This is a genomic window from Paracoccus shanxieyensis (assembly GCF_009711265.1).
In the GTDB taxonomy this organism is placed as follows: Bacteria; Pseudomonadota; Alphaproteobacteria; order Rhodobacterales; family Rhodobacteraceae; genus Paracoccus; species Paracoccus shanxieyensis.
In genome coordinates this window covers 14701-32170 of sequence record NZ_WMII01000006.1, presented here as the reverse complement: position 1 = coordinate 32170, position 17470 = coordinate 14701, and the positions used below count along the sequence as shown (strand labels likewise).

Genomic DNA, 17470 nt, shown 5'->3' with positions numbered 1-17470 from the left:
CGCTGTGTGTCTGCCAGTTTTGCCGGGGACGATCAATGCGGCAGTGCGGCAAGCGGTGGTTTTCGGCGGGGGATGTGGCGTTTTCAGGCAGGGGTTCTTGCCAGATCGGTCCCTGCTGCCGGTTCGGCAGGCAATGCGCCGCGACGGCTTTTACCCCGCGCCGGGCGGGCCATAGACCTGCAGCAGATCGTCGATCTGATCGGCGCTCAGCGCACGGGCCTGCATCCCGCGCAGCATCAGCGCCAGTTTGGCCGATTCCTCAAGCTCTTCGGCGGCATAGACCGTATCGGTCAGCGTCTTGCCCGACACGACCGGCCCGTGATTGGCAAGGATCATCGCGCTGGCACCTTGGGCTGCGGCATGGATCTCGGCCTCCATTGCGCTGTCGCCGGGGCGGTAATATCGGATGACCGGCAGGCGGCGGCCCACGCGCATCACGAAATAGGGCGTCAGCGCGGCGATGGGCTGATCGCAGCCCGGCTGCGCCAGACAGCCGATCGCCGTGGCGCAGGTCGAATGCAGATGCACCACGGCCCCCGCCTGCGGGCGGGCGGTCAGCACGGCGCGGTGCATGAACACCTCTTTCGACGGTGCGTCGCCGGCGATATGGGTCCAGTCCGGGTCCAGCTTGCTGATGCGGTCGGCGCGCAGCCGCCCCAGCGAGGAATTCGTCGGTGTCATCAGATAGCCGTCGGGCAAGCGCACACAGATATTGCCCGCGCTGCCGACGCAATAGCCGCGCTGAAACAGGCTGGCCCCCAGTTCGACCAGCAGATCGCGGGTCTGGGCCTCGGTCATCGTCATGGGATGCGCCTTTCTGTGCTGTTGCCGGTGATGTGCAGCGCGATGCCTTTGGCGGCCAGCGCGCTGCGGGCGCTGTCTGGCAGGCCCGCATCGGTGACCAGATCGCTGATCTGGTCCAGCGGGCAGGCGTTATAGGCCGCGACCAGCCCGTATTTGCTGCTGTCGGTGACAAGGATGCTGCGGGCCGCCGCGCCGGTGATGGCGCGTTTGACCATGACCTTGGCCTCGCTGGGGGTGAAGATGCCGCCCGGCCCGAAGGATGAGGTCGAGACAAAGGCGATGTCGAAGTGAAAGCCCGCAATCGCGCGGGCCGCGATCTGGCCCACGCCGGACTGGTTGTCGCGTTCGACCCGCCCGCCGGTGTGGTAAAGGCGGCAGCGCGACTGCGCCGACAAAAGCGCGGCGACAGCGAAGTCATTGGTCACAACCGTCAGATCGTCGCGCGCCGTCAGATGGCGCGCCACCTGCAACACGGTCGTGCCCGCATCCAGATAGACCACCGCGCCGGGCGGAACCAGTTCAGCCGCCCGCGCGCCGATGGCCGCCTTTTCCGCCCGCGCCATCTGCGCCTTGCTGTCATGCGAGGGTTCCAGCAGCACGCGCGCGGGCAGGCTGATGCCGCCGGGGACCGCGTTCAGCCGCCCCTCGCGCGCCAGCTTCTGCACGTCGCGCCGCACGGTCATATGCGACACGCCCAGCAGATCGACCAGTTCGGCAAGGCCCATCAGCCCGCGGTCCCGCAGCCGCGTCAGGATCAGCCGCTGGCGCTCGGCCGGGATCACGCCTGCGTCCGATAGGGCGCGAACCAGCCCAGACCCGCCGTGGTCTGGCCGCGCGGGTTGTATTCGCAGCCGATCCAGCCGTCATAGCCCAGCCGGTCCAGCACGGCGTAAAGATGGGGATAGTTCAGCTCGCCCTCATCGGGTTCGTGCCGGTCGGGCACCGAGGCGATCTGCACATGCCCAAAGCGCCCCTGCATGGCGTGGATCAGCGTGGTCAGGTCGCCATCCATGATCTGCGCGTGATACAGGTCCAGCTGCACCAGCACGTTCGGGCGGTCGATGCGGTCGATCAGGTCCAGCGCCTGATGCTGATGCGCGATGAAATAGCCGGGCATGTTGCGGCTGTTGATCGGCTCCAGCAGGACGGTGATGCCGGCATCGGCCAGCAGATCGGCGGCAAAGCGGATATTGTCGATATAGGTCGCTTCCGCCGTGGCGCGGTCCAGCCCCGCCGTGATCCCGGCCATGGCGTGCAGCCGGGGGCAGCCAAGCGCGCGGGCATAATCCAGCGCCACGGCGACATTGGCGCGGAATTCATCCTGACGGCCGGGCAGGGCGGCAAGACCGCGTTCCCCCGCAGCCCAGTTGCCCGGCGGCATGTTGAACAGCGCCTGTTCAAGCCCTGCGGCGTGCAGGCGATCTGCGACCTCGAATGCCGGGTGGTCATAGGGGAACAGGTACTCCACCGCGCGAAAGCCCGCATCCGCCGCCGCCTTGAAGCGGTCCAGAAAGGCGTATTCGGTGAACATCATCGACAGGTTGGCGGCAAAGCGCGGCATCAGGTCATGTCCTTGTCAGCGGTTGGGCTTAGCGACTGGGCATCGAAAAAGAAGCGCTCGCTGCCGAAATTGCCGGATTTCAGCGCCAGCGAGACCGGCTTCGATGTGGCGCGCACCCATGGCACGCCGGGGGCGATCTGCGGGCCGATATGAAAGCCCGTGATGCCCAAGGATTGCGTGACGATGCCCGATGTCTCGCCGCCCGCGACGATGAACTGGTCAAAGCCCGCCGCCTCCAGCAGCGCGGCCACGGCGCCGAACAGCTGCTCGATTGCTGCGCTGGCGCGCGCGGCACCAAAGCGGTCCTGCGCGGCTTTCAACCGGGCCGGATCTGCGGTCGCATACAGCATCGGCGCAAGGCCAACCGGCTGGGCCATCACCCAATCGGCCAGCTCGGTCGGATAGTCTGGGTCCGAAATCGCCCGGTCGACGGCCACGCGCAGCGCGGGGGCCTTGGCCTTGTAAGCCGCGACCTGCGCGTTGGTCATCTGGGAACAGGATCCCGACAGCACCACCGCGCGTCCCTTGCCAGGTTGGCCCTTGGCCTCGGCTGCCGCGCGGCGGTCCGGCACCGCCCATGCCCGCGCCATCCCATCCGCCAGACCCGAGCCGCCGGTCACCAGCGCCATATCCGCGACCGCCCGCCCCATGGTTTCCAGATGCGCGTCGCTCAGCGCGTCCAGAACGGCATAGCGCACGCCCGTCGCCTTCAGATCCGCCAGCGCGGCGCGCACCGCATCGACGCCCTTGTCCAGCACCTGCGCCGGGACATTTCCGGCGCGCCCCTGCGCCTGCATCTGGATCAGCCGCATCAGATTGGCGTCGCGCATCGGCGTCACCGGGTGATCGCGCATCCCGGATTCGTTCAGCGGCACGCCATTCACGAACAGATAGCCCTGATAGATCGTGCGGCCATTGACCGGCAAAGCCGGGCAGATCACCGTGAAATCCGTGTCCAGCGCCGCCATCAGCGCATCAGTCACCGGGCCGATATTGCCCTGCGCCGTGCTGTCGAAGGTCGAGCAATATTTGAAAAACACCTGCCCGCAATCCTGCGCCCGCAGCCAGTCCAGCGACGCAAGACTGTCCTTGACCGCTTGCGCGGCGAGGCAGGACCGGGATTTCAGGCTGATGACCACCGCGTCGGCCGAGACCTTTTCCGTCCCGCCGGGCACGCCGTTCAACTGCACCGTGGTCAGGCCGTTCATCACCAGAAACCCGGCGATGTCGGTCGCGCCTGTGAAATCATCCGCGATCACGCCAAGCTTCAGGGTCAAGATCTTTACCTCTGGTTCAAGGACGGGCAGATGCGTCCGTCGAATATATCTGTGGCAAACCGGCCAGCCAGACAATCAGAAATTCACAAAATATAACAAATCTGCACGCTGCCACGCAGCTCGCCCCGGCAAGGCAGGGGTGTTGCGGGCACCAAGACCGCGCCCGCAGTGGCATTTCCCGCCGCGTATTCCGCCACGACAGACAAGAATAATTTGTCGATGGGCGGTTGAAATTGGTTTTTCCGCCGCCCCCGGCATCGCAGGATAAAGCGCGGAACGTATCCAATGCAGGCGGCGAATGGCCGGCAGAGAGGGAAAATCAGATGGGCAACGGCGGTAAGCTGCTTGTGGAAAGCCTTGTGGCACTGGGGGCCAGCAAGGGTTTCGGTGTGCCGGGCGAAAGCTATCTGGCGGTTCTGGACGCCTTGCATGATACCGAAGGCTCGCTTGATTTCGTGCTGTGCCGCAACGAAGGCGGCGCGGCCTTCATGGCGGCGGCATGGGGCAAGCTGACGGGTCAGCCGGGCATCTGCTTTGTCACGCGCGGACCGGGCGTGACCAATGCCTCGATCGGGGTGCATACGGCGATGCAGGATTCGGCCCCGATGATCATCTTTGTCGGTCAGGTCGGCACCGACATGAAGGGCCGCGAGGCATTTCAGGAAATCGACTATCGCGCGGTCTTCGGCACCATGGCGAAATGGGCGGTCGAGATCGACAGCGTCGACCGCATCCCCGAAATCCTTGCCCGCGCGTGGACCACCGCCACGACCGGCCGGCCCGGTCCGGTCGTCGTGGCCCTGCCCGAAGACATGCTGACCACGCTGACCGATGTGGCCCCCCTGACCCGCCCCGCGCGGGTGGCCGAGCCCGCGCCCACGCCCGATGCCATGGCCGAGGCGCTGCAGATCCTGACCGGCGCAAGCCGCCCGCTGATCCTGCTGGGCGGCATCAACTGGACCGATGCCGGCAAGGTGGCCTTGCAGGGCTTTGCCGAAGCCTCGGACATTCCGGTGATCGCGGCCTTCCGCTATCAGGACCAGTTCGACAATTTCTCGCCGGTCTTTGCCGGTGAGGCGGGCGTGGGCATGCCGCCGCATGTCCGGGCCCTGATGGCCGATGCCGACGTGATCCTGGCGATCAACGTGCGTTTCGGCGAGATGACGACCGATGGCTATACGCTGCTGGACGTGCCTGTGCCCAAGCAGAAGCTGATCCATGTCCACGCCTCGGACCGCGAGATCGGCAAGGTCTATCAGCCGGAACTGGGCATTCAGGCCGGGCCGAATGCCTTTGCCGCCGCGCTGCGTCCGGTCACGGGCGGCTGGTCGGACTGGCGCGCCAAGGCCCGCGCCGCGTGGGAGGCGGGCTTCGATCTGCCGCCGCAGCCCTCGCCCGTCGATATGGGGCTGGTCACGGCGCATCTGCGCGAGGTGCTGCCCGAAGACGCGATCCTGACCAATGGCGCGGGCAATTTCACGGTCTGGCCAAACAAGTTCTACAAGTTCGGTTCCAAGGCGCGGCTGCTGGCGCCGCAATCGGGGGCGATGGGATACGGCCTGCCCGCGGCCATCGCGGCCAAGGTCGCGGATCCCGCGCGCACCGTGGTCTGCTTTGCGGGCGATGGCGATTTCCAGATGACCTGTCAGGAACTTGGCACGGCCATGCAGGCGGGTGCCCAGCCGATCGTCCTGATCCTGAACAATGGCATCTATGGCACGATCCGCGCGCATCAGGAACGCCACTATCCCGGTCGGGTCAGCGGCACGACGATGCAGAACCCCGATTTCGTGCAGCTTGCGCAGGCCTATGGCTATCACGCCGAGCGCGTTGAAAAGACCGAGGATTTCCCCGCAGCCTTTGCCCGCGCCCGTGCCTCGCGCAGCGGGGCGGTGCTGGACCTGAACATCTCTGCCGAGGCGCTGACCCCGCGCCAGACGCTCAGCCAGATGCGCGATGCCGCGATGAAGACGAAGGACACCGCATGAACGCCGCTTCGCAAAGGATCCGGCTGGGGGCCGATATCGGCGGCACGTTCACCGACATTGCGCTGGAATGCCACGGTCGCATGTATTCAACCAAGGTTCTGACCAATTATGCCGCGCCCGAACAGGCCATTCTTGACGGCATCGCCGTCGTCACGGCCGAGGCCGGGATCGGCGTCTCGGCGCTGGATATCGTGATCCATGGCACCACGCTGGCGACGAATGCGCTGATCGAACGCCGGGGCGTGCGCACGGCGCTGGTGACGACCGAAGGCTTTCGCGACGTGATCGAGATGCGGACCGAAAACCGCTTCGAGCAATATGACCTGAACCTGCGTCTGCCTGCGCCGCTGATCCCGCGCGAGGATCGCTTTACCGTCGCGGGACGCATCGGCGCACAGGGTCAGGAACTGCAACCGCTGGACGAGGCGGCGCTTGAGGCCATTGCCGACCGCATCGCCCAGGGCGGTTTCGGCGCGGTGGCCATCGGCTTCATCCATTCCTACATGAACCCCGCGCATGAAGAACGCGCCCGCGAGATCATCGCCGCGCGGGTGAAGCTGCCGATCTCGATTTCGTCCGAAGTGTCGCCGCAGATGCGCGAGTTCGAGCGCTTCAACACCGTCTGCGCCAATGCCTATGTCCGTCCGCAGATGGAGGACTATCTGGGCCGCCTGCAGGTCCGGCTGAAAGAGATGGGCGCGGATTGCCCGGTCTTCATGATCCATTCCGGCGGCGGGCTGATCTCGGTCGAAACCGCGTCACAATTTCCCGTGCGGCTGGTGGAATCCGGCCCGGCGGGCGGCGCGATCTTCGCGGCGGATGTGGCCGAGCGGTTCGGGCTGGACAAGGTGGTCAGCTATGACATGGGCGGCACCACCGCCAAGATCTGCCTGATCGAGGATTTCGCCCCGAAAACCGCCCGCACCTTCGAGGTGGCCCGCACCTATCGCTTTGCCAAGGGGTCCGGGATGCCGATCTCGATCCCGGTGATCGAGATGATCGAGATCGGGGCAGGCGGCGGATCCATCGCCTGGGTCGATGCCATGGGCCGGATCCAGACCGGACCGGAATCCGCGGCGTCGGAACCGGGGCCCGCCTGCTATCAGCGCGGCGGCGACCGCCCGGCGATCACCGATGCCGATCTGGTGCTGGGCAAGCTGGATCCCGACAATTTCGCGGGCGGCGCGATCAAGCTGTCGGTGCCGAATGCCAAGGCCGCCATCGACCGCGACGTGGGCGCGAAGCTGCGCATCTCTGCGGAACCTGCGGCCTTCGGCATCGTCGAGGTGGTGGATGAGAACATGGCCAATGCCGCCCGCGTCCATGCGGTCGAGAATGGCAAAAGCATCTCGGACAATATGATGATCGCCTTTGGTGGCGCGGCGCCGCTGCATGCCGCGCGGCTGTGCGAAAAGCTGGGCATCGACCGCTGCCTTGTGCCGCCGGGTGCGGGGGTCGGGTCGGCCATCGGCTTTCTGCGCGCGCCCTTTGGTTATGAGGCGCTGGCCTCGCGCGTGATCCGGCTGTCGGGCTTTGATCCGGCCGAGGTGAATGCGCTGCTGGACGGGTTGAAGACCACGGCCGAAGGCTTCGTGCGCGCGGGAACCAGCGGCACGATCCTGCGCGAGATCACCGCCTATATGCGCTATGTCGGTCAGGGCTGGGAAATCCCCGTCATGCTGCCCGACCGTGCCTTTGTCAGCGATGACATCGCCCTGCTGCGCGACAGTTTCCGCGAGAATTACGCCCGCTTTTTCGGTCGCGCCATCGACGGGCTGGACGGGCTGGAGATTGAGGTCGTCACCTTCTCGGTCAAGGCGCAGGACGGGCGGCCCGCGCCCGAGCGCGTGGCGCTGACCCTTGGCACCGCGACCACCGCACCTGACACGCATCGCCCGGTCTTCGACCCGGCGCAAGGCAAGATGCTGACCACCGCCATCGTCGAGCGCGCCAGCCTGTCCACAGGCACCCGCGTCCCCGGCCCGGCGATCATCGTCGAACGCGAAACCTCGACCGTCGTCACCTCGCCCTTCGACGTGGTGATGCAGGCCGATGGCAGCCTGCTTCTGATCCGCAAGGAGACCGTGCAATGACCGATGCGACCTTTGAAATCCGCATGCAGGTCATGTGGAACCGCCTGATCTCGGTGGTCGAGGAACAGGCGATGACGCTGCTGCGCACCGCGTTTTCGACCTCGGTGCGCGAGGCGGGCGACCTGTCGGCGGGCGTGTTCGACCCGCAGGGCCGGATGCTGGCGCAGGCCGTCACCGGCACGCCGGGCCATGTCAACACCATGGCCGAGGCCGTGCTGCATTTCATGGCCGAGATCCCGCGCGCCGAGATGTTTCCGGGCGACACCTATGTCACCAACGATCCGTGGAAGGGCACGGGGCATCTGCATGACATCACCATGGTGTCGCCGTCCTTCAAGGGCGACGAGCTGGTCGGGTTTTTCGCCTGCACCGCGCATGTGGTCGATGTGGGCGGGCGCGGTTTCGGCGCCGATGGCAAATCGGTCTATGAGGAAGGCATCCAGATCCCGATCATGAAATTCGCCGAGCGCGGGCAGGTGAACCGCGATCTGATCAGGATCCTGCGCAGCAATGTGCGCGAGGCCAATCAGGTGGTCGGCGATTTCTTCTCGCTGGCGGCGTGCAACGATGTGGGCCACCGCCGCCTGATCGCGATGATGGACGAAATCGGGCTGCCCGATCTGGACGGCCTGGGTGAGTTCATCTTTTCGCGCACCCGCACGGCCACGCTGGAGCGTATCGCCGCATTGCCGAAAGGCGCATGGTCGAACACGCTGCTGACCGATGGCTATGACAGCCCCGTCAAGCTGGCCGCCACCGTCCAGATCGGCGCGGATGCGATCAATGTCGATTTCACCGGCACCGACCCGATGAGCAGGCACGGCATCAACGTGCCGATCATCTATACCAAGGCCTATGCCTGCTATGCGCTGAAATGCGTGGTCGCGCCGGATATTCCCAACAACTGGGCCTCGCTTGAGGCGTTCACGATTTCCTCGCCGGTCAATATCCTGAATGCCGAACGTCCCGCGCCGGTTTCCGTGCGCCATGTCATCGGCCATATGGTGCCCGATCTGGTGCTGGGCGCCTTGGCGCAGGCGCTGCCCGGTCAGGTGCTGGCCGAAGGGGCTGCGGCCTTGTGGAACATCCATATCTCGGCCCGCCCGGTTGCGGGTCAGGACGGGCGGCGTGCGGAAATCCTGATGTTCAACTCGGGCGGCATGGGCGCGCGGCCGACGCTGGACGGGCTGAACGCTACGGCTTTCCCCTCGGGCGTGATGACCATGCCGATCGAGGCGACCGAACAGACCGGCCCCATCGTGGTCTGGCGCAAGGAACTGCGCCCGGACAGCGGCGGCGACGGGCAATATCGCGGCGGTCTTGGCCAGTTGATCGAGATCGAGCCGATGCCGGGCCATGAATTCGACTTTTCGGCGATGTTCGACCGCGTGGGCCATGCCGCCAAGGGCCGCGACGGGGGCGGCGCGGGCGCGGCTGGGATCGTGGCGCTGGACGACGGCACATTGCTGAAGCCCAAGGGCTGGCAGCATGTGCCGGCCGGGCGGCGGCTGATGCTGCATCTGCCGGGTGGCGGTGGCTATGGCGATCCGGCGGCCCGCACGCCCGAGGACCGCGCCAATGATCTTTCCAAAAGCTATGTGACGGAACCCCGCAAATGAGCTATGCCGCAACCCGCCTGTCGGCGGTCAAGCCCTCGGCCTCGATGGCGGCGTCGCAAGCCGCCAAGGCGCTGCGCGCGACCGGGATCGATGTGATCGACCTTGGGCTGGGAGAGCCTGATTTCCCCACCCCCGCCCATGTGGCCGAAGCCGCGCATCAGGCCGCGCTGCGTGGCGAGACGCTGTATACCGCCTCGGCAGGCACACCCGCGCTGCGGCAGGCCGTGGCCGACAAGTTCCGCCGCGAAAACGGTCTGGACTATGGCCCGGACGATATCGTCGTGGCGAACGGCGCCAAGCAGATCATCTTCAACGCACTGATGGCCACGCTGAATGACGGCGATGAGGTCATCCTGCCCGCGCCCTATTTCGTCAGCTACCCCGAGATGGTGAAGCTGCTGGGGGGCGTGCCGGTCATTGCCACATGCCCTGCCGAAGCCGGGTTCCGCCTGACGCCGCAGATCCTTGAGGCGGCGATCACCCCGCGCAGCAAATGGCTGTTTCTGAACATGCCGGGCAACCCGTCCGGCGCGGTCTATAGCCCGGACGAACTGGCGGCGCTGGCCGCCGTGCTGGCGCGCCATCCGCAGATCCTTGTGCTGTCGGACGAGATCTATGAGCATATCATCTTTGACGGTCGCAGCTTTGTCAGTTTCGGCGCGGCCTGCCCGCAGATGAAAGACCGCACGCTGATCGTCAACGGCGTGGCGAAAGCCTATGCGATGACCGGCTGGCGGATCGGTTACGCGGCCGGTCCCGCGCCGCTGATCAAGGCGATGACCACGGTGCAAAGCCAGTCCGTCACCTCGGTCGCAGCGCCCATGCAGGCGGCGGCTCTGGCCGCGCTGACCGGCCCGCAGGATTGCATCGCGACCTTTCGCGCGGCATTCCAGCGCCGCCGCGATCTGGTGGTCTCGGCCATCGACAAGATCCCCGGCCTGACGCTGCCTGCGCCCGAAGGCGCGTTCTATGCCTATATTGGCTGCGCCGGTCTGATCGGGAAACGCACGCCCAAGGGCGATGTGCTGCGCGATGACACGGCGGTCGCAGCCTATCTTCTGGCCGAGGCGCATGTCTCCTCGGTTCCCGGCGCGGCCTATGGGCTGTCGCCGTTCTTCCGCATCTCGACCGCGACCTCGGACGAGATCCTGACCGAAGCCTGCGCCCGTATCGCCAAGGCCGTGGCCGCCCTAGACGCCGGAGAAGCCGCATGACCCAGATTTACGACACCATCCTGATCACCGGCGCGGCCGGTCGGCTGGGCAGCGAATTGCGCCTGGGCCTTGCGCCGCTGGCGCGCAAGCTGCGGCTGGCCGATATGGCGCCGATCCAGAATCTGCAGGCCCATGAAGAAGCCGTGACCTTCGATCTGGGGGACGAGGCTGCGGTGATGGCCGCCGTTGAAGGCGTCGATGTCATCGTGCATTTCGGCGGCGCGCCACTGGAACGCCCATGGGATGAGATCCTGAACGCCAATATCCGCGGCAGCTATCACATCTATGAGGCGGCGCGGAAACATGGGGTCAAGCGCGTGGTCTATGCTTCCTCGGTCCATGCCATCGGCTATCACCGGCTGGAAGATCACATCGACACCAACGCTCCGCACCGGCCCGACAGCCTGTATGGCCTGTCGAAATGCTTCGTCGAGGATCTGGGGCGGCTTTACTGGGACAAGTTCGGCATCGAAAGCGTCGCACTGCGCATCTTTTCGTCCTTTCCCGAGCCTGCGGACCGGCGGATGCTGTGGTCATGGCTGAGCTTTGACGATTGTGTGCGTCTGGTCACGGCGGCGCTGAGCGCGCCGATGGTGGGCTTCAGCCTGTCGTTTGGCATGTCGGACAACAAGGTCAAGCCGGTCGATAACGGGCTGGCCGGGCATCTGGGCTATTATCCGCAAGACACGACCGAGCCGTTCCGCGCCGGCGTCGAAGGCAAAACCCCCGCGCTTGATCCCAAGGCACCCGCTGTTCAGCATCTGGGCGGCTGGTTTGTGGATCTGGGCCATCCCGATGATGAGGCGAAGTGATGCAGGACAGCTATGACGTGGTGATCGTCGGCGGTGCGGTGATCGGCTCGGCCGTCGCCTATTTCCTGACCGCGAACCCGGATTTCAACGGCTCGGTGCTGGTGGTCGAGCGCGACCCCAGCTATGTGAAGGCCTCGACCTCGCTGTCATCCTCGTCGATCAGGACGCAGTTTTCCAACCCGATCAACGTTAAGATCAGCCAGTATGGCTCGGAATTCATTCGCAACTTTGCGGATGTCATGCAGGTCGCGGGCGAAGACAGGCCGGATCTGAACTTTCATCCCGGCGGCTATCTGTTTCTGGCCAATACCGCCGAGGGCGAACAGACCCTGCGCGAAAACCACGCGGTGCAGCGCGCCTGCGGGGCGGATGTCGTGCTGTGGGATCAGGACGAACTGGCGCGGGCCTTCCCGCATCTGCGCACCGACGATATCCGCATCGCGTCCTATGGCCAGTCGGGCGAAGGCTGGTTCAACAATACCGGCCTGATGTATGGTTTCAAGGCAAAGGCCCGTGCGCAGGGTGCGGAATATGTCACCGATGAGGTGGTGGCCATCGGGCGCGACGGCGCGCAGGTGACCAGCGTCACGCTGAAATCGGGCGCGGTCATTCAGGCGGGCACGGTTGTCAACGCCTCGGGGCCGCGGGCCGCGCTGACCGCGCGCATGGCCGGGCTGGATGTTCCGGTCGAGCCGCGCAAGCGCACGCTGTTCGTCTTTGACTGCGCAAAGACCCCCGAAGGCAGCGCGCAGGTCAATCAGGGCCGCTTGCCGCTGATGATCGACCCCACGGGCGTTTTCTGCCGCCCCGAGGGCCGCTTCTTTCTGACCGGCTGCCCGCCCGTCGAAGATCCCGCCGCCGACTGGGACGACTTCGAGCCGCGCTATGAGGAATTCGAGGAGATCATCTGGCCCGCGCTGGCCGAACGCTCCGAGGCGTTCGAGGCGATCAAGGTTGTCAACCAATGGGCCGGGCATTACGACTTCAATACGCTGGATCACAACCTGATCGTCGGCCGCCATCCCGAAGTGACAAATTTTGTTTACGCAAACGGCTATTCGGGGCATGGCTTGCAGCAAGGCCCGGCGGCCGGGCGGGCTGTGTCCGAGCTGATCATCTATGGTCAGTTCCGCACGCTTGACCTGTCCGAGGTCGGCTATGAACGCATTGTGCAGAACCGGCCCTTCCTTGAAAAGGCGGTGATCTGAACGGAAGGGGCGGCGGCGCCGCAGGATCATGAACGAACGTGCCATCCGCCTGCCGCCGCTGAACGCCTTGCGCGTGTTTCACACCGTCGTGCGGCACCGCAGCTTTCGCAGTGCCGCCGACGAATTGCGGGTCACGCCGCAGGCCGTCAGCGCGCAGATCAAGCTGCTGGAAGACACGCTGGGCGTCGAGCTGTTCGAGCGCAAGGGCCGCGCGATCGAGCCCAATGAGCAGGCGATCCTGCTGGCGCATTATGTGCAATCCGCCTTTGACGAGCTGACCGAGGGCGTGCGGCGGGTGACGAAGACCGGCCCGAAGAACCGCATCAACCTGAACGCCAGCCCCTATTTCGCGACCCGCTATCTGCTGGACCGGCTGGCCGCGTTTCGCGACACCATGCCCGATGCCGATCTGCGGCTGACCACCATGGTCGAGCTTCCCGATTTCGTCTCGGACGAGGTGGACGTGGCGGTTCAATGGGGCTTCGGCGGCTGGCGGCAATATGAAAGCACGCTGCTGCTTCAGGATTTCAAACAGATCTGCTGCACCCCGGACATGGCGCGCAAGATCGCGGGCCCTGCCGATCTGCTGGACCTGCCGCTGCTGCATCCGGTGCTGGCGGAAGGGCTATGGGGCGATGTGCTGCGCCATCTGGGCGTCGAGGCGGCGGACAATCCCGGCGGCATCCGCTTTCAGGATGCAGCCACCATGCGGCGTGCCACGGTCGCGGGGTTGGGCGTCGGTCTGATCTCGACCATCGACGCCGAAGAGGATCTGAAGCTGGGAAAGCTGGTCGCGCCCCTGGGTCGCGACATCATGCAGGGGATGCCGGGCGAACAGGTGCCCGGCTTTTATCTGGTTCTGCCGCGCGCGCATCGCCGCCTGAAACCCATTGCCGCGTTCTGCGCATGGGTCGAAGGCGAAAACTGGCGTCAGCTTGGCGTGCAGAAGTTCTGATCCCCGGCGAATTCCGCAGCCGCAAGAAAATTTTGTCGATCTGCCGCTTTTCTTGATTTGGTTCGGCCTTCCGATGCCGCAGCTTTGGCGCAGAGAAGGATGCAGGCATGACACAGGCACTGATAACCGGAGCAACCAGCGGCATCGGCAAAGCCATCACCTTGGCGATGAAGGCCGCGGGGCATGACGTGATCGCCGTCGGCAGACAGCCCGACGCTCTGGCGGCGCTTGAGGCGCAGGGGATCCGCGCGATGCAGCTTGATCTGGCCGACCCGGCGGCGATTGACCAGCTTGCCGGGCTGACGCCTGACGTGCTGATCAACAACGCCGGCATGATGCCCGCCATGCTGCCCTTTGCCCAGATGGACATGGCCCAGATCGACCGGGCCATTGACCTGAACCTGCGTTCGGCCTTGGCGGTGACGCGGGCCGTGGTGCCGGGGATGCAGGACCGGGGCAGGGGGCATGTGTTCTTCACCGGCTCGACCGCGGGTCACGCGCCCTTTGCCAAGCTGGCGGTCTATTGCGCGACCAAGGCCGCCATCGGCGGCTTTGCGCAGGCGCTGCGGCTGGATCTGGCGCCTTACGGCGTGCGGGTGACCGAAATCGTGGCGGGCCGGGTCGAGACCGGACTTTACAAGGATCTGCTGTCCGCCGAGGCGCGGGCAGCGATGTATGCGGGCAATTCCGCAGTGCAGCCCGAAGACGTGGCCGCGATGGTGCTGGCGGTGCTGACATTGCCGCAATCGGTGGATGTGGCGCGTTTCGATATTCTTCCGATGCATCAGGCGACGGCGACAGGCGCACAGAATGGCGCTCAGGACAAAGGTAAATGACGATGCAGGGTCTTTCTGTTGTGGTTGTGGGCGGTGGCGCCGGGCTTGGGGCGCTGATCGCCGAGATGGCGGTGCGCAATGGCGCTGCGGCCATCGGGATCATCGACATCAACGCCGCTGCCGCCGAGGCGGCGCTGGCCCCGGCCCGTGCGGCAGGTCTGCCCGCGGCGTTTGCCGCCTGCGACATCCGCACGGCCGAGGCCGCCCATGCCGCCTTCGCGCAGGTTGCCGAAGAGCTGGGCCGCGTCGATACGCTGGTCAATTCGGCGGCGATCTATCCGCGCAAGCCGATCCTTGAGATCACGGATGCCGATTGGGACGCCTCGAACGCCATCAACGTCAAGGGCACCTATCACATGATGGTCGCGGGGGTCCGTCAGATGCGCCAGCAGGACCCCAAGGGGCATGTGCGGGGCCGGATCGTCAACATCACCTCGGTCGATGCGTTCAAGGCGCATCCGCAGAACGCGCATTACGCCGCGACCAAGGCGGCGGTGGTCAGCCTGACCAAAAGCATGGCCCATGAGGTCGCCCCCGACGGCATTCTGGTCAATTCGGTGGCCCCCGCCGGGATGGCCACGCAAAAGGCCAAGGAGCTGGGCTTTCTGGGCGAACTGGCCAAGGCCAGCCCGCTGGCGCGGGGCGGAGAGCCCGAGGAGATGGCCGAATGGGTGCTGATGGCCGGCGGTCCGAAAAACACCTACATGACCGGCGAAAACATCATCGTTTCAGGCGGTTATATCTACGCCTGAGTCCAGGCCGCAGGCGAAAGGCGTCGCGGCAGCCTGTGCTGTGACGCCAGAGATGACAAACAGGCCAATCGCAAAAACAACAGGGATGTAACACAATGAAAGCTATGCTTCTTGCCGGCGTCGCCGCCAGCGTCGCTGCCGTTCTGACCTTTGGATCCTCGGCGCAGGCCGCGCCGGGCGACACCTTGAAAGCCGTCAAGGACCGGGGTGTGCTGAACTGCCCCGGCCATAACGGCTCGTATCTTGGCTTTGCCGAAGTCGATGACAAGGGCGTCTGGAAGGGTCTGGACATCGACCTGTGCCGCGCGCTGGCCACGGCGATCTTTGACGATCCCGACAAGATCAAGGTCGTGCCGATTTCCTGGACGCAGCGCTGGCCCGCGCTGCAATCGGGCGATGTCGATATCATCATCAAGGCGTCGGGCGGCACCTTCTCGCGCGATACCGAGCTGGGCTTCCAGTTCTCGAATTCCTATTATCTGGGCACGACCAAGATCCTTGCGCATAAGGAACTGGGCCTGACCTCGCTGAAGGATGCCGATGGCGGGTCGGTCTGCATTCCGGCGGGCTCGGCGCAAGAACGTCAGGTGGCGTCCTATGCCAGCCGCATCGGCATCAAGCTGGAAACCATCGCGATCGAAAAGACCGAGGAACTGGAAGACGCCTATTTCTCGGGGCGCTGCGATCTTTATGCGCAATGGGGTCCGGTGCTGGGCATTGCCCGCTCGGTCGCGGCGAATCCCGAAGATCACGTCCTGCTGCCTGATGTTCTGGCGGTCGAACCCGAGGTGATGATCGTCCGTCAGGGCGACGAGCAGTGGCTGGACATCGCCAACTGGATGCTGTCGGTGCTGCTGTTCGCCGAACAGGAAGGCATCGATTCCACCAATGTCGCCGAGGCGAAGGCCAATCCTGCCACGCCCGAAATCGCCAAGATGCTGGGCGTCACGCCGGGCTTCGGCACGCCGCTGGGCCTTTCGGACGACTGGGCGTTCAACGTCATCTCGAAGGTCGGCAACTATTCCCAGATCTTCGAGCGCGGTCTGGGGTCGCAAACGCCCTACAAGATGCCGCGCGAGCTGACGGCGCTGTGGAACAATGGCGGGGTTCTGTTCCCCTTCGTCATCGACTGATCGACATACGGGTGGCCCTTGGCGGGGCCGCCCCTGCCCGAACGAGGTCGCGATGACACTCTGGAAAAACCGCAAGGTCCGCGCCATCGGATTGCAGGCCGCCTTCGTTGCCGCAATCGCGTGCTGTCTGGTCGTTGCCGTGCTGACGGCGCGCGAAAGGCTGGCGGCGCAAGGCATCAAGACCGGCTTCGGCTTTCTGCAAAAAGCGACCGGCTGGGAGATGACCTTTTCGCTGCTGCCGACGACGGCCTTTGATCCCTATTGGTGGGTTCTGCTGATGGGTCTGCTGAACACGCTGTTCATCGGGGTCCTGTCGCTGATCTTTGCCACGCTGATCGGGGGCGTGATCGGCATTGCCCGGATTTCGCCCAACAAGGCATTCCGGCTGGTCGGCACGGTCTATGTCGAGGCGTTTCGCAACATCCCCCTGATCGTGCAGGTGTTTTTCTGGTATGCCTTGGCGAACCGTCTGCCGCCGCCGCGTCAGGCCTATGAATTCGCCGGCGGCTTTCTGACCAATCGCGGGCTTTACCTGCCGGGTGTCACCATCGCCGGCTGGTCGATCTTTGTGCTGCTGGTGCTGCTGGCCGTGGCGGTGTCGGCGATTCTGGCGCTGCATGGCCTGCGCCGGTTCCGGCGGGTCGAGCCCGCCAGAAAGCGCGCGCTGAGCCTTGGCATCGCCCTTGCCGCCGCGGTTGCGGCGCTGGTCGTGGGCTGGGCCGGATATACCGGCGGGGCCCAGATCATGACCTGGCCTGCCGTGCGCGGGCTGAACATTCAGGGCGGCTATCGCATTCCGCCGGAAATCTATGCGCTGGTCTTTGCCATCGCCATCTATGGTGGCGCCTATGTGGCCGAGATCGTGCGCGGCGGCTTCAACGCCGTCAGCAAGGGGCAGGTCGAGGCGGCGCAGTCGCTGGGTCTGACGCCGTGGTCGGTGTTTTCCCGCGTCCGGTTCCCGCTGGCCTTCCGCTCGATGCTGCCGATCCTGACCAACCAGTATGTCTGGCTGATCAAGGCGACGACATTGGGCATCATCGTGGGCTTTGCTGATTTCTTCATGGTGGTGAACGCGGCGATCACCCATTCGGGGCAGACCTTCGAGCTGGTCGGCCTGCTGATGGTGACGTTCCTGATCATCAACTTCACGCTGGCAGCGATCCTGAACCGCATCAACAAAGCCGTGGCCCTGAAAGGCCACCAGCTGAGGGGCTGAGG

15 protein-coding genes are annotated in these 17470 nt (G+C 65.2%); 11 read left to right on the top strand and 4 right to left on the bottom strand.

Translation table 11 applies throughout. The features are described 5' to 3' along the window. Positions 1–150 precede the first annotated feature (150 nt). From otnC to otnK, 4 genes are read right to left on the bottom strand one after another with little or no spacing between them, the layout of a single operon-like run. A complete protein-coding gene (gene otnC, locus GL284_RS07685; RefSeq protein WP_230382966.1) occupies positions 151–804 on the bottom strand; it encodes a 3-oxo-tetronate 4-phosphate decarboxylase in 654 nt (217 codons plus the stop codon). Beyond that, positions 801–1586, bottom strand: a complete 786-nt coding sequence (locus GL284_RS07680) for a DeoR family transcriptional regulator (protein WP_341870323.1) — start codon at positions 1584–1586, stop codon at positions 801–803. The genes otnC and GL284_RS07680 overlap by 4 nt, the downstream gene beginning before the upstream one ends. Further along, the gene (gene otnI / locus GL284_RS07675) at positions 1583–2365 is read right to left on the bottom strand and encodes a 2-oxo-tetronate isomerase (protein WP_155044020.1); all 783 of its coding nucleotides are present in this window, start codon (positions 2363–2365) and stop codon (positions 1583–1585) included. Before otnI ends, GL284_RS07680 begins: the two co-directional genes overlap by 4 nt. After that, a complete protein-coding gene (gene otnK / locus GL284_RS07670; protein WP_279639263.1) occupies positions 2365–3642 on the bottom strand; it encodes a 3-oxo-tetronate kinase in 1278 nt (425 codons plus the stop codon). The genes otnI and otnK overlap by 1 nt, the downstream gene beginning before the upstream one ends. A 323-nt stretch (positions 3643–3965) precedes the next feature. Between otnK and GL284_RS07665 the strand changes: the two genes are divergently transcribed. The 11 genes from GL284_RS07665 (at position 3966) to GL284_RS07615 (ending at position 17468) form a co-directional block, all read left to right on the top strand. Beyond that, positions 3966–5630 (top strand): thiamine pyrophosphate-binding protein, encoded by a 1665-nt coding sequence (locus GL284_RS07665; RefSeq protein ID WP_155044019.1) that lies wholly within the window; start codon positions 3966–3968, stop codon positions 5628–5630. Continuing rightward, on the top strand, positions 5627–7723 hold the full coding sequence (locus tag GL284_RS07660) for a hydantoinase/oxoprolinase family protein (protein WP_155044018.1): 2097 nt from the start codon (positions 5627–5629) through the stop codon (positions 7721–7723). Before GL284_RS07665 ends, GL284_RS07660 begins: the two co-directional genes overlap by 4 nt. After that, the gene (locus GL284_RS07655; protein WP_155044017.1) at positions 7720–9342 is read left to right on the top strand and encodes a hydantoinase B/oxoprolinase family protein; all 1623 of its coding nucleotides are present in this window, start codon (positions 7720–7722) and stop codon (positions 9340–9342) included. Before GL284_RS07660 ends, GL284_RS07655 begins: the two co-directional genes overlap by 4 nt. Further along, the gene (locus GL284_RS07650; protein ID WP_155044016.1) at positions 9339–10556 is read left to right on the top strand and encodes a pyridoxal phosphate-dependent aminotransferase; all 1218 of its coding nucleotides are present in this window, start codon (positions 9339–9341) and stop codon (positions 10554–10556) included. Before GL284_RS07655 ends, GL284_RS07650 begins: the two co-directional genes overlap by 4 nt. After that, the gene (locus GL284_RS07645) at positions 10553–11368 is read left to right on the top strand and encodes an NAD-dependent epimerase/dehydratase family protein (protein WP_155044015.1); all 816 of its coding nucleotides are present in this window, start codon (positions 10553–10555) and stop codon (positions 11366–11368) included. The genes GL284_RS07650 and GL284_RS07645 overlap by 4 nt, the downstream gene beginning before the upstream one ends. Then, positions 11368–12576 (top strand): NAD(P)/FAD-dependent oxidoreductase, encoded by a 1209-nt coding sequence (locus tag GL284_RS07640; protein ID WP_155044014.1) that lies wholly within the window; start codon positions 11368–11370, stop codon positions 12574–12576. Before GL284_RS07645 ends, GL284_RS07640 begins: the two co-directional genes overlap by 1 nt. 28 nt (positions 12577–12604) lie before the next feature. Further along, positions 12605–13531: a LysR substrate-binding domain-containing protein gene (locus GL284_RS07635; protein WP_155044013.1), complete on the top strand. Its 927-nt coding sequence runs from the start codon at positions 12605–12607 to the stop codon at positions 13529–13531. 107 nt (positions 13532–13638) lie between these two features. Next, complete coding sequence (locus tag GL284_RS07630) at positions 13639–14367, top strand: SDR family oxidoreductase (RefSeq protein WP_155044012.1); 729 nt, start codon at positions 13639–13641, stop codon at positions 14365–14367. A 2-nt stretch (positions 14368–14369) separates the two neighbouring features. Continuing rightward, complete coding sequence (locus tag GL284_RS07625; protein WP_155044011.1) at positions 14370–15119, top strand: SDR family NAD(P)-dependent oxidoreductase; 750 nt, start codon at positions 14370–14372, stop codon at positions 15117–15119. Positions 15120–15214: 95 nt separating this feature from the next. After that, complete coding sequence (locus tag GL284_RS07620) at positions 15215–16252, top strand: amino acid ABC transporter substrate-binding protein (protein WP_155044010.1); 1038 nt, start codon at positions 15215–15217, stop codon at positions 16250–16252. A gap of 52 nt (positions 16253–16304) precedes the next feature. Further along, positions 16305–17468, top strand: coding sequence for an ABC transporter permease subunit (locus GL284_RS07615; protein ID WP_155044009.1), 1164 nt, complete (start codon positions 16305–16307; stop codon positions 17466–17468). The last annotated feature ends 2 nt before the right edge of the window (positions 17469–17470 follow it).